General features: G+C 40.9%; 12 protein-coding genes. 11 read left to right on the top strand and 1 reads right to left on the bottom strand.

Annotation, left to right across the window (positions count from 1 at the left end; all coding sequences use genetic code 11):
• Positions 1-107: 107 nt before the first annotated feature.
• The 6 genes from DVR12_RS04525 (at position 108) to lpxB (ending at position 6,581) form a co-directional block, all read left to right on the top strand.
• Positions 108-2,510: a 3-hydroxyacyl-CoA dehydrogenase/enoyl-CoA hydratase family protein gene (locus tag DVR12_RS04525; protein WP_116974289.1), complete on the top strand. Its 2,403-nt coding sequence runs from the start codon at positions 108-110 to the stop codon at positions 2,508-2,510.
• 93 nt (positions 2,511-2,603) lie between these two features.
• Entirely contained in the window at positions 2,604-3,500 is an 897-nt protein-coding gene (locus tag DVR12_RS04530; RefSeq protein WP_116974290.1) for an ABC transporter ATP-binding protein, read from the top strand.
• Positions 3,497-4,270: an ABC transporter permease gene (locus DVR12_RS04535; RefSeq protein ID WP_116974291.1), complete on the top strand. Its 774-nt coding sequence runs from the start codon at positions 3,497-3,499 to the stop codon at positions 4,268-4,270. Before DVR12_RS04530 ends, DVR12_RS04535 begins: the two co-directional genes overlap by 4 nt.
• 82 nt (positions 4,271-4,352) lie before the next feature.
• On the top strand, positions 4,353-5,129 hold the full coding sequence (gene surE / locus DVR12_RS04540; RefSeq protein ID WP_116974292.1) for a 5'/3'-nucleotidase SurE: 777 nt from the start codon (positions 4,353-4,355) through the stop codon (positions 5,127-5,129).
• A 30-nt stretch (positions 5,130-5,159) separates the two neighbouring features.
• Positions 5,160-5,462 carry a hypothetical protein gene (locus DVR12_RS04545; protein WP_116974293.1) on the top strand — a complete coding sequence of 101 codons (303 nt, stop codon included), beginning with the start codon at positions 5,160-5,162 and terminating at the stop codon, positions 5,460-5,462.
• 15 nt (positions 5,463-5,477) lie between these two features.
• The gene (gene lpxB / locus DVR12_RS04550; protein WP_116974294.1) at positions 5,478-6,581 is read left to right on the top strand and encodes a lipid-A-disaccharide synthase; all 1,104 of its coding nucleotides are present in this window, start codon (positions 5,478-5,480) and stop codon (positions 6,579-6,581) included.
• Here lpxB and DVR12_RS28055 read toward each other — a convergent pair.
• Positions 6,578-6,748 carry a DUF6728 family protein gene (locus tag DVR12_RS28055; RefSeq protein ID WP_317126735.1) on the bottom strand — a complete coding sequence of 57 codons (171 nt, stop codon included), beginning with the start codon at positions 6,746-6,748 and terminating at the stop codon, positions 6,578-6,580. The two genes, lpxB and DVR12_RS28055, sit on opposite strands and share 4 nt — an antisense overlap.
• A gap of 61 nt (positions 6,749-6,809) precedes the next feature.
• On the opposite strand from DVR12_RS28055, the gene DVR12_RS04555 reads away from it, so the two are divergent.
• From DVR12_RS04555 to DVR12_RS04575, 5 genes are all read left to right on the top strand, one after another.
• Positions 6,810-8,162: a hypothetical protein gene (locus DVR12_RS04555; RefSeq protein WP_116974295.1), complete on the top strand. Its 1,353-nt coding sequence runs from the start codon at positions 6,810-6,812 to the stop codon at positions 8,160-8,162.
• A gap of 286 nt (positions 8,163-8,448) precedes the next feature.
• Entirely contained in the window at positions 8,449-9,192 is a 744-nt protein-coding gene (locus DVR12_RS04560; protein WP_158563199.1) for a response regulator transcription factor, read from the top strand.
• A gap of 165 nt (positions 9,193-9,357) precedes the next feature.
• A complete protein-coding gene (locus tag DVR12_RS04565; protein ID WP_116974297.1) occupies positions 9,358-11,604 on the top strand; it encodes a RelA/SpoT family protein in 2,247 nt (748 codons plus the stop codon).
• A gap of 166 nt (positions 11,605-11,770) precedes the next feature.
• Positions 11,771-13,042: an adenylosuccinate synthase gene (locus tag DVR12_RS04570; protein ID WP_116974298.1), complete on the top strand. Its 1,272-nt coding sequence runs from the start codon at positions 11,771-11,773 to the stop codon at positions 13,040-13,042.
• A 93-nt stretch (positions 13,043-13,135) separates the two neighbouring features.
• Complete coding sequence (locus DVR12_RS04575; protein WP_116974299.1) at positions 13,136-13,579, top strand: hypothetical protein; 444 nt, start codon at positions 13,136-13,138, stop codon at positions 13,577-13,579.
• The last annotated feature ends 59 nt before the right edge of the window (positions 13,580-13,638 follow it).

A 13,638-nucleotide genomic window follows, 5' to 3' on the forward strand; every position in this document is an offset into this window, starting at 1 on the left:
AGCTTCTTGACATTCTTTACTCTTTTGCAAGAAACTTTAACCCTTTCTTTACTATTTGCGTAGAAAAAAGTCCTAAATTCAAGGATAGGTTAAAAGTCAATAAAGCTATGCAAAGACACATCAACAAAGTAGCCGTTTTAGGCTCGGGAGTAATGGGATCAAGAATAGCCTGTCATTTTGCAGGTATTGGCGTTCAGGTTTTACTGCTGGACATAGCACCGAAAGAACTGAACGATGCTGAAAAGAAAAAAAATCTTACGCTAGATAATCCCGCTGTGAAGAACCGGATTGTGAACGATGCGCTGCAGGCCGCAATAAAATCAAACCCTTCACCAGTATATACCAAAGACGTTGTAAAACGTATTCAAACAGGGAATTTTACCGACGATATGAAACGTATCGCCGAGGTAGATTGGATCATTGAAGTAGTTGTTGAGAATCTTGATGTTAAGAAAACTGTTTTTGAACAGGTCGAAAAATTTAGAAAGCCAGGAACACTAATCTCTTCCAACACTTCCGGTATTCCTATTCACCTGATGACGGAAGGCAGAAGTGCCGACTTCCAGAAATATTTCTGCGGTACTCACTTCTTCAATCCTCCTCGTTACCTCCGTTTATTAGAAATTATACCAACTCCACATACCGATCCTGCAGTAATAGATTTTCTCATGCATTACGGGGATTTATATCTTGGGAAAACAACAGTACTGTGTAAAGATACTCCTGCATTTATTGCCAATAGGGTAGGTGTATTTTCTATCATGGCTATTTTCCATATCATGCAGGAAATGGGATTAGGTATCGATGAAATTGATTCATTAACCGGACCAGTAATCGGCCGGCCAAAATCCGCTACATTTCGTACAGCCGATGTTGTGGGTATAGATACTCTCGTAAGAGTGGCTAAAGGAGTAATGGATAATTGCCCGCAGGATGAAGCTATCGGCATCTTCCAAATTCCTCCTTTCCTGCAAAAAGTAGTAGAAAACAATTGGCTGGGCGATAAAACCGGCCAGGGCTTCTACAAGAAAACAAAAGGGGAAGGCGGTAGTAAAGAGATCTTAACGCTCAACTTACAGACAATGGAATACGGACCTAAACAAAAGGCCCGTTTCGCAAGTATAGATGCCGCCAAACCAGTAGAAGATCTGAAGAAACGTATCAAAATGCTTGCCGCTGCAACAGATAAAGCGGGTGAATTCTATCGCAGCTTCCATGCTTATCTGTTCTCCTACGTATCTCACAGAATTCCGGAAATTGCGGATGACCTCTATAAAGTTGATGATGCCATGAAAGCTGGTTTCGGTTGGGAAATCGGGCCATTCGAATCATGGGATCTTTTAGGAGTGGAAACTTCCGTAAAACTAATTGAAGAAAAAGGTTTAACCGTTGCTCAATGGGTGAAAGATATGCTCGTCAAAGGCATTTCATCTTTCTACAAAATTGAAAACGGAAAAAAATTATACTACGATATTACTACCCAAACCTACAAACAGTTACCTGGAGAAGGCGACTTCATTATTCTGGAGAATTACTCCAATAATGTTGTCTGGAAGAACAGTGCTTGTAGCTTAATTGACATAGGCGACGGTGTTGTATGTTTCGATTGGAAAACAAAGATGAATACCATCGGAGGAGAAGTGCTGGATGGCCTCAATAAAGCCATCGACAGGGCAGAGAAAGACTTCCGCGGATTGGTAGTTGCCAATGAAGGCACTAACTTTTCTGCAGGTGCTAATGTTGGAATGATATTCATGTTGGCTGCCGAACAGGAGTTCGACGAACTGGATATGGCTATCAGACTATTCCAGCGTAGTACTATGCGCCTGCGCTATTCCTCTATTCCCGTTGTGGTGGCGCCACATGCACTTACACTGGGTGGTGGTTGCGAAATGGCATTGCATGCAGATAAAGTGCAGGCTGCTGCTGAAACCTATATCGGATTAGTAGAACTAGGTGTTGGGCTGATCCCTGGTGGTGGCGGTACTAAAGAAATGACCCTCCGTGCAAGCCTCGAATTTAAACCTGGCCGTATCGAAGAAGAACCGTTAAAAGACTACTTCATGACCGTAGCTACTGCAAAGGTGGCTACCAGCGGTTTCGAAGGCTACGATATGGGTGTTTTGCGCAAAGGTCATGATGAAATTACAATGAACCCGGGCCGCCTGATTGCCGACGCCAAGAAGAGCGTCATTGCAATAGCAGACGAAGGATATACCCGCCCGGTAGAAAGAACCGATATTAAGGTAATGGGCCGTAGTGCATTAGGTGCATTACTCTCTGGCGTATATGCAATGAAGTTTGGTAACTATATTTCTGAACACGATCAGAAAGTGGCGAATAAACTGGCTTATGTAATGTGCGGCGGTGACCTCACCGAACCATCATTGGTAAGCGAACAATACCTGTTGGATCTCGAAAGAGAGGCTTTCCTCAGTTTATGCGGTGAGCGTAAAACATTGGAACGCCTGCAAAGCGTGATTAAAACAGGTAGACCAATCAGAAACTAACTTTTACCAGTTTTTTTAAAGGGAAATGTAGAGTGATTAGCCATAAGATCATTTACTGCATTTCCCTTTTTTTATGCTAAAAATTACTATCCGATGCCAATTCTTACCTTAAACAATATCTCCAAAAAATATGGCTCCCTACAGGCATTATCGGATGTCTCCTTCAGTGTACCTGCCGGTAGTGTATTTGGTATCCTGGGGCCTAACGGTAGTGGAAAAACTACCTTGCTGGGAATTGTAACAGATGTATTGAAAGCAAACAGCGGAAGCTTTCAGTTATTCGATAAACCCCCTACTGCCAAAGAACGACAGCAAATCGGAACATTATTGGAAACTCCTAATTTCTACCACTATCTCAGTGCCTACAAAAACCTGGAAATTACTGCTACCATTAAGAAACATGGCAAAGAAGATATAGACAGAGTGCTGAAGGTTACCGGACTGCTCAACAGAAAAAACGATGCCTTCAAAACCTATTCTTTAGGTATGAAACAACGATTGGCCATAGCTAACGTTTTATTGGGTGATCCGGATGTGCTGATCCTCGATGAACCTACCAATGGCCTCGATCCTGCCGGGATTGCTGAAGTAAGGGAATTGATCCACCAATTATCTGCAAGTGGCAAAACAATCATCCTGGCCAGCCATTTACTGGATGAAGTGGAAAAAGTATGTACTCATGTTGCGATCCTGCAAACCGGGAAATTACTGATTTCCGGACCTGTAAATGAAGTGATTGCCAGAAACGATTTCCTCGAGATGGCGGCCGCAGATATGAATCACCTGTTTCAGATAATGCAGGCATACCCGGGATGTACGGCTGTGGATTTATTGTCAAATACCCTCAGAGCCCAATTCAATATAGCAATAGATCCCGCAGCTATCAACCGATATTGCGCTGAGCATAATTGCTGGCTCACCTTTCTGCAAGTCCGTAAAAAAAGCCTGGAAACAGCTTTTCTTGAAATTACTAATAACCCTAAGGCATGAAATCAATTATCTATACAGAATGGCTGAAAGTGAAAACCTATCGTACTTTTTGGATTATGATAGGGTTGATGTTAATAATTATCCCGGCCGGCAATTTTTTATTGGCTGAAATCATTACCGGCAACCTGAAAATGTTGGCCAAGATGGCTGGCAGTCCATTTAGTTTCCCTGATGTTTGGCGTTTGATGGCGGTAATAGACAGCTATTACTCTCAGGTTCCAGGATTTCTACTGATCATTTTAGTTACTAATGAATACTCCTTCCGTACAAACCGGCAAAATGTAATAGATGGATGGGAAAGAAAGGAATTTGTATGGTCGAAATTATTCTGGGTTTTCTTTTTAGCGATAGTAACCTTGTTACAGGCAACGATTTCGGCAATGCTGATAGGGTTGATTTATGGTGGAAAGCCGCTTAGCTTTTCAGGCTTTGAATATATGCTCTATTATTTCATGCAGGTACTTGTTATGCTTACCATTGCACTGGTAATAGCTATCTTCACACGAAGGGCCGGAATGGGCATTATTCTCTTTTTTGCTTATGTAATAATGCTTGATCAGCTGTTTTCTTTCCTGATCAAAAAATATATCGGAAAAATCGGTAGCCTGTTCCCATTACAAAGTGGGGATGAATTACTGCCTTTCCCTTCTCAAAATCTGGTGATCAGTACCGATCAGTATCCTACATACATTTACGTTGGTGTTATGTTATTGTATATTGTTTTGGGTATTTACTTGGTTTTCAGGAGGGTAATGAAATACGATTTATAGGGGTATAGATATATTTTACATTCTTTTAAAGCAAAATCTCTGATATTGCTCTTAAATTTGTAAAGAAAGATAATTTAGTGAGATGACAAAGAAGGAACCTGTAATACTGGTAACAAACGATGATGGGATTACCGCCCCGGGAATTCGTGCATTGATTGAAGCGGTGAAATCATTGGGCAGGATAGTAGTAGTGGCGCCGGATAGTCCACAATCGGGCAAGGGGCATGCTATTACAATAGGAGTGCCTTTAAGGTTGAATGAGGTCGATATCTTTGAAGGAATTGAAGCCTGGCAATGTTCAGGTACGCCTGTCGACTGTGTAAAGCTCGCAAGGGATAAAATATTGCATGGTAAACCGGATATTTGCGTAAGCGGGATCAATCACGGAGCTAATCACTCTATCAATGTGATTTATTCCGGTACTATGTCGGCCGCTATGGAGGCTGCCATTGAAGGAATTCCGTCTGTTGGTTTTTCTTATCTTGAATATAGTTACGAGGCCGATTTCTCCTTGCCAAAGGAAATTGCGCATAAAGTAACCAAAAAGATGCTGGAATCTGATTTGCCTGCCGGGTCACTGTTTAATGTGAATATTCCCGTGGTTAGCAAAAAAGAGTTTAAAGGGCTTAGAATGAGCCGCCAGGCAGATGCTAAATGGGTGGAGGAATTTGATGAACGCCGGGATCCTCATGGGAAAAAATATTACTGGTTGACAGGTGAGTTCAAAAACCGCGATAGTGGAGACGATACAGACGTTTGGGCGCTGGAAAATAATTATGCCTCCATCGTACCTGTACAGTTCGACCTTACCAACTATTCATTGAAAAAGAAGTTAGCAGAAGACTGGAAAGACCTGTAATTCAATCGTTATCGCCATTATAATAGCACTATGTTAAAAAAAGACAATCTTCAATTAGGTATCGTTTTGGGATTTTTAACCCCATTAGTGATGTTTCTCGGGTATTATTACTTTGGAATCAGGCCGCACAATCATGTGTCGCTGCCTCAGTTTCTTGGTATTTTAAACGATAATCGCCAGATGATTCCTAAATTGGGAAGTGTATGTTTGTTATTGAATGGAGTGGTATTTTATCTTTATACCAGAGAGAAGCTCGATATTACATCAAAAGGTATCTTTTTAGCTACCATGCTTTATGCTGTTGGCATTTTGCTGGTTAAACTGATCAATTAATTTAAGCATTAGATTTTGAAATATTACATTATTGCGGGAGAAGCGTCAGGTGATTTACACGGAAGCAATTTGGTGAAACAAATTCGGGAAGTCGATACCCAAGCCAATATTCGTGGCTGGGGCGGTGATCTGATGGAACATGCAGGAGCCAATATTGTAAAGCATTACAGAGACCTTGCATTCATGGGATTTGTGGAAGTTGTGATGAATTTACGTACCATTCTGAAGAATATTGATCAATGTAAAAAAGATATTACTGCCTTTAAACCTGACGTATTGGTACTGGTAGATTATCCTGGGTTCAATATGAGAATAGCAGAATGGGGCAAGCAACAAGGATATAAAATCGTTTATTATATTTCTCCACAGGTTTGGGCCTGGAAAGAAAACCGAGTAAAGAAAATTAAACAATCAGTAGATAAGCTTCTGTGCATCCTGCCATTTGAGAAAGAATTCTACCAAAAATGGAATTACGAAGTAGAATATGTAGGTCATCCACTGGTGGGAGTTATTAAAGATTTTAAAGAGCAACCAGTTGAGCGTCCATTGGCAAACAAACCTATTATTGCTGTTTTGCCAGGTAGCAGAAAGCAGGAAGTGAGTGTTAAATTGCCTATCATGCTTACGATGGCAAAACATTTTCCTGAATATCAATTTGTTGTAGCACAAGCACCGGGGTTAGATGATCATTTCCTGGAAAGCCTTACTGGCCAGCATCCCAATGTAAGTATGGTAAAAGGTCAGACTTATAACCTCCTCAAACAGGCTACCGCTGCTTTGGTGACCTCTGGAACAGCTACTTTGGAAACTGCTTTGTTTGGTGTGCCTGAAGTAGTTTGTTATAAAGGAAATCCTATCTCATACTTCTTCGCAAAACATCTTATCAAGGTAAAGTATATCTCACTTGTTAACCTGGTAATGGATAAATTAGTTGTGAAAGAACTTATTCAACATGATCTTACTGAAGAGAATTTGTTGAAGGAATTGGGACTTTTATTGAAAGATGAAGCTGTGAGAAACAGGGTAAAGAAAGATTATGCAGAGTTATGGCATAAATTAGGAGAAAAAGATGCCTCCCGCAGAGCTGCCGACATTATTTACGAATATGCAATCAGTTAATGATGCTTTATAAATCTTACCAGCATTAGTATTAGAGCCAGCAAAAAAAGAATTATTGATATCCTGTTCATGCCATGCATCATCGACAAATATGTTGATTTTGGGGCATTAGGATCTTTTTTACCTATATAAAAGTATCGTAGTATTTGTTTGAATATACTTTTCATTTTGTAAAGATAAGTTATCCCTATCTTGATTATTAATCAATCTAAATATTCCATTTGTTTTATGCGTTACCTATTATTATCCCTATTGTGTGCTGTTTCAGTTACAGTTTGTGCCTATGCCCCGGGCGATTGGCAGCTTCTTGGCTCTACTCATGCCGCTTCTGCACCCAACGATTTTTACTACTACAAAGTAGCACAGATCAATAATGCATCAGATACCTATGCTTCAATACTGGAAATAAGTATACAGGGAGATCCTAAATTTTATGAGCAGCAGGGTACTTTTGTTGTGCGTATTGATAAAGCGGCTGCAACAACTACCCGGTTCGATGGACTGGAAGTCAGGTGTACTTCAGGAAATGCTGCTGCTGCATCTTTCTATATTTACAATAATGCGCTTTGGTTAAGAGCGAATTATAAAGGTGGAAATATTTACTACCGTTCGGCGGCCGATTTTAATAACTCTCCGGTTACCGCATCGCCATTTAGTCAGACAACTACTGCACCTACAGGGTTTGTTAAATCTATAAATGGATTTGGGATGAAATGCGATTTTATTAACAGTGTTTATTATCCGTTGCCGTATGTCGATAAACAGGGAAATTATTATGTTGGAGGGAAACTGGGAGTAGGGATGGATACGGCTACGGCCCCGGTTCATATAATAAATGGGAAACAGGAAATTCGCCTGGGTACAGGTACCAGTACATCTGGTTACAAACTGGATATCGGAGTGAATGATGATGGCGTCAATTTCTTTAATAATTCAATAGTAAGAGGCTATAACTTTAAAGGTAATACTTCGACACTTTTTTCAATAAATGAATATGGAAATATATCTATTGGGAAACCATCTACAAGAGCTTTAAGATTGGATATGGACGGGATTTTACGAAATACAGGGCCTGTAACCTTTTTTGGGCCCGGAACTGTTAATGATTCTACCGGCGGCACACTGAAAAGAGGATTGCATGTAGATAATGGAGCCAATACCAGTTGGGATTTACTGACACTAAAAAATAATACCAGTACGATGTTGAGAGTGGATGGAGCCGGAAATGTTAGTATAGGTGCCGGCAATAGTAAAGCTTATAAACTGGCGGTGGATGGAACTTTGGGGGCAAGAAGGATTAAAGTTGAGCAGGTTAGCTGGGCAGATTTTGTATTTGATGAAGATTATGTTTTGCCTTCATTGCAGGAAGTATCTGCATTTATTAAGCAGCATAAGCATCTTCCCGGAATTCCCGCTGCTGAGGAGGTAAAGAAGGAAGGGGTGGATCTTGGAGAAATGAATAAAAAATTATTACAAAAAGTAGAAGAATTGACCTTATATCTGATAGAATTAAAAAATGAAAATCGTCAGCAACAGGAAGATCTGAATAAGTTAAAAGAGCAACTGAAAAATGGCAAATAAAGCCCCTGGATGCGCTATTCCGGCATTCAATTTTCGATAAAAAAAATATGTTCAGTTAAATGTGGATAACTGAAGGTTTTGTTCACTGTTTATCACTTGTCTAATTGTTTGTGGTAAAGGGTTTTGTATGGATGATTATGAGGTTGTTGGCCTGTGGAAAAGCATGTGGATATTGATGAGTTTGTGTGGATTGATGTTAGTAACAAAAAAAAGTTCGGAGCACATTACCCCGCACCGCTTTTTTTCAGGTTTATATATTCATCACCGTCACACAAATGGCCGCATTATGAATAGGAACCCAAGAGTATTGCTTGTTGAAGATGATAAGGTTTTCGGAGGAACAGTAAAACATTATCTGGAAAATTCCGGTTTTAATGTGGAACATAGCCTCGATGGCTTGGATGCCTGGAACCTATACGATAGGAACAAATATGATATTTGTCTTATCGACATTGTAATTCCTAAGAAAAACGGATATGACCTCGCAAAGGAGATCCGTCAGAAAAACATGGTAACGCCCATTTTCTTTCTGTCTTCTGAAAAAATAGGGGATGAAGACAGAATTACCGGCTTTAGCGCCGGGGGAGATGGTTATCTGGTGAAACCTTTCAGTTTCGAAGAACTGATCAAAAGGATGCAGGTAATCCTGAAATGGACCCGTCCTAACAGAACTGAGCTGCTGATTGGTCACGAAATCGGGAAATATACTTTCCATTACAGAAAGCTGAAGATTTATGAAACGGAAACAAAAATGGTAAAAGGGAAAATCTCCCCTATCGAATCCAAAATGTTACGTCATTTCTTTAGCAGACCTAACGTAATTGTCCAGAAAGAAGAAGTACTGTTGCGAATTTGGCACAAGGATGACTTTTATGCCAGCCGTAGTATGGATGTCTTTATCGGCCGTATCAGGAAGTTGCTCAAACAACTTACCCCCCACGTTGAACTGGAAACCGTTTATAATGTCGGCTTACGCCTGAATGTACCTGAAGAGCTATTGCCAGTCAAACTCACAGTGCCTTTAAGCTAATTTGCTGTCAAATATTCTTTTATTTTAATGTGCCCCTGCGATTTAGTTGCCTGAACCGTAGCGCAACTCCGCTTGTTCCGCCCCAAAAGCGCGGTACAGGCGGTTTTGTGCTTCCTACCCTTTCGTTATTTTATTCAGATTAGATAAAATCGTAACTTTATACCGATGGAAACAGTGGTTGTTCAAAAATATAATTTAGACGAAGAGCAGGAAAAGAAAGAAATCGTTCGGCACTATCGCGCTTTACTACGAGCATTAAAACCCCGTTTGAAAAAAGGCGACAGAGAGTTGGTACGTACTGCATTCGAAATGGCAGCTGATGCTCATAAGGAAATGCGCCGCAAATCAGGTGAACCTTACATCTTGCATCCGCTGGCCGTAGCACAGATATGCGTGGAAGAAATCGGACTCGGTGTCCGTTCCGCTATCTGCGCCCTATTACACGATACCGTTGAAGATACCGAAGTAACATTGGAAGATGTTACTCGTGAATTTGGTACCGAAATCGCTCATATAGTAGATGGCCTCACAAAAATATCTACCGTAATAGATTCCAGTACCAGTACCGCTCAGGCAGAGAATTTCAAAAAAATTCTACTCACCCTGGCCGATGACCCAAGAGTCATCCTGATCAAACTGGCCGACAGGTTGCATAATATGCGGACCCTCGACAGCATGAGCAGAGAAAAACAACTCAAAATTGCCTCTGAAACTGTATTCATCTATGCGCCATTAGCTCACCGCCTCGGATTATATAATATCAAATCCGAGATGGAAGATCTGGCCATGAAATATACCGAAGAACAAACTTATCGTGAAATCGCCCGCCGCCTCAAGGAAACAAAGCGCGAACGTACCCGGTATATCAATGAGTTTATAAAACCTATCAAGGAAGTTCTTCAGGAAGAAGGCTTTATGTTCGAAATATACGGTCGCCCGAAATCAATTCATTCTATCCACAATAAAATCAAAACAAAGAATGTTGCTTTCGAAGAAGTATACGACCTTTTCGCCATTCGTATCATCCTTGATTCTCCGATAGAAAAGGAAAAAGCCGATTGCTGGAAAGTATATTCCATCATCACCGACTTTTATCACCCAAGCCCTGAAAGAACCCGCGATTGGTTAAGTAACCCTAAATCAAATGGTTATGAAGCCCTGCACGTTACTGTAATGGGGCCCCAGGGTAAATGGGTGGAAGTGCAGATCCGTTCCAAAAGAATGAACGATTATGCCGAAAAAGGTGTGGCTGCTCACTGGCGTTATAAAGAAGGTAGTGCCACCACCGCCCAACAGGAGTCGAAATTCGATCAGTGGTTCATGCAAATCAGAGAAATCCTGAGCAATCCTGATTCCAATACGCTCGACTTCCTGGCCGATTTTAAGAGCAATCTCTTCACCGAGGAGATCTACGTATACACCCCGAAAGGTGACCTGAAAATACTGCCTGTAAACTCTACAGCCCTGGATTTTGCTTATGCTATTCACAGTGCCGTTGGTAACAAATGTATAGGTGCTAAAGTCAATTACAAACTGGTGCCGCTTAGCCATAAACTGAGAAGTGGCGACCAGGTTGAAATTATTACCTCCAATAAACAAAAACCATCCGAAGATTGGCTCAACTTTGTTTTAACCGCCAAGGCTAAATCAAAGATTAAAGATGCGCTGAAAGAAGAGAAGCGAAAAGTGGCCATGGATGGTAAAGCCGCTCTGGAACGCAAGTTGGGGCATATGGATATTACCCCAAGCAGTTATAATATCAATGAACTGGTTCAGTTTTACAAACAATCTTCTCCTTTGGATCTGTATTATCAGATTGCTGTGAAGAATATTGATTTGAAAGAATTGAAACAGTTTACAGTTCTGGGCGATAAATTAGAACCTCCAAAACCTGTAAAACAGCCGGAACACGTATCGGAAGAACAGGTTAAACATCAGATACCTTCCAAGAAGGATGCTGAACTGATAATTTTTGGTGAAAGCTCAGATAAAATTGCCTATAAACTGGCAAACTGTTGCCGCCCAATACCCGGTGACGATGTTTTTGGATTCATTACTGCCAGTGAAGGTCTGAAAATTCATAGAACCAATTGCCCGAATGCCGCTCAGCTACTGGCAAATTATGGACATAGAGTGGTGAAAACCAAGTGGGTGAAAAACCGCGAAATATCCTTCCTGACTGGTATGCGTATCATCGGTATGGATGATGTTGGTGTTATTCATAAAATTACCAATATCATTTCCGGTGAATTAAAGATCAATATTTCTGCACTGAGCATCGAATCAAAAGAAGGCCTGTTTGAAGGACTCATCAAAGTGTATGTACACGATAAAGAAGAATTGGATGAACTGGTAGAAAGGCTTAAAAAGCTGGATGGTATTCAGACAGTACAACGATTGGAAGAAAATTAATTGTATTTTATAGATTAAAATGTGGCGCCGTAGAGTTATTGCTTTGCAGCGCCACATCTGTTTAAAAACATTCTCCTTTGGTGCGAAAATTTGTATTTGTAATTATTCGCCTTAATTTTGCGACTTCTTTTAAACGCAACAACCTCCGATAATTAATTAAATCATTATGGTAGACGTTTTGTTAGGCCTGCAATGGGGCGACGAAGGTAAAGGTAAAATTGTGGACTATTTTGCCGGAAAATACGACGTAATTGCCCGCTTCCAAGGTGGCCCGAATGCCGGTCATACACTCTACGTAAACGGCCAAAAAGTTGTATTACGTACAATCCCATCTGGTGTATTCCATGATAAAACCATCAACCTTATCGGTAATGGTGTGGTATTAGACCCTGTAGCTTTCAAGAAGGAAAGTGAAGATATCGCTATTCTTGGCGTAGATCTTACCAAAAAGCTGTTTATCGCAGAAAAAACGCATATCATCGTTCCTACTCACAGAGCCCTTGATAAAGCGTCTGAAATCGCAAAAGGTAATGATAAGATCGGTTCTACCCTTAAAGGTATTGGTCCGGCATATATGGACAAAACCGGTAGAAATGGCTTACGCGTTGGGGATGTTTTAGCTCCCGATTTTAAAGAGCGCTACGAGAAATTAAAGAAAAAACACCTCGATCTCCTCTGCCAGTACGATATCAGCGAATTTGAAGCAGATATCGCTGCCTGGGAAGCAGAATTCTTCGAAGCTATTCCTTTCCTCCGCACTATGAACATCGTAAACGGAGAATACTGGATCAACAATAAATTGAAAAATGGTAGCAAAATCTTAGCTGAAGGCGCTCAGGGTAGTATGCTGGATGTTGATTTTGGTACTTATCCTTTCGTAACTTCTTCTAACACAATATCTGCCGGCGTTTGTACTGGCCTGGGTATTGCTCCTAAATGGATCAAAGAAGTAATTGGTGTTACCAAAGCATATTGCACCCGCGTTGGTGGTGGCCCTTTCCCTACTGAATTACACGACGAAACCGGTGAAAAACTCAGAGCAGCCGGCCACGAATTTGGCGCCGTTACCGGCCGCCCTCGCCGCTGCGGTTGGATCGACCTCGTTGCACTGAACTATACCTGCATGCTTAGCGGTGTTACCCAATTGGTAATGACCAAAAGCGATGTTTTAGACGAATTCGATCAGGTTTTGGCTTGTACCGCCTATGAAATTGATGGCCAACAAACCAAAGAAATGCCGTTCCAATTAAATGGTCTGGAACTGAAACCTGTCTACGAAACATTCAACGGCTGGTCCGAAAAAACAGCTACTTGCAAGCATTTCAATGAGTTACCTGCTGAAATGAAATCATTCGTTACTGCGGTAGAAAGTTATCTGGGCGTTCCTGTGAAATACGTTTCCAACGGACCTGGACGCGACCAAATCCTGGATAAGTAGAAGGAAAAAAGTAAGAAAAAAAAACGGCAAAAAAAATTTGGCGAATAAAAAAAACTATTAAAACTTTACGGCAAAGAAATAAGGTAACCTATTATGAAATCAAAATCTGATAAAGAGAAAGAGACCAAAAAAACTACTTCTCCTAAGACTGCAAAAGACGCTCCTAAAGCTGCGGCTAAGCGCAAGAAAGAGGTGGATGACGACGATGATGATGAGGATGATGAGGAAAACAAGCCTTCGAAATCTTCTTCAAAAAAATCAGATAAATCTGCATCAAAATCTAAAAGTCAGGATGATGACGATGAAGATTTTGATGGTGACGACGATGATGAAGATGTAGAAGATGCATGGGAAAAAGGAGAAGATGATGATTACGATCCTGACTTCGAGGAGTTCGACATGCCTAAATCTAAAGGAAAACGTGGTCGCCCTAGTACCAAAAAAAGCGACGATGATGACGATCTGGGAATCGATGATGAATTCAAAGACATGGATTTATTCAACGATCGTTTCGATGATGATGATGATGATTTTTAAGCATTAAACACGATTGTTATCAGGATATTTCACACATTCCCGGTTGATGATCGGAGGAT

It is taken from the genome of Chitinophaga silvatica, assembly GCF_003419895.1.
GTDB lineage: Bacteria > Bacteroidota > Bacteroidia > Chitinophagales > Chitinophagaceae > Chitinophaga > Chitinophaga silvatica.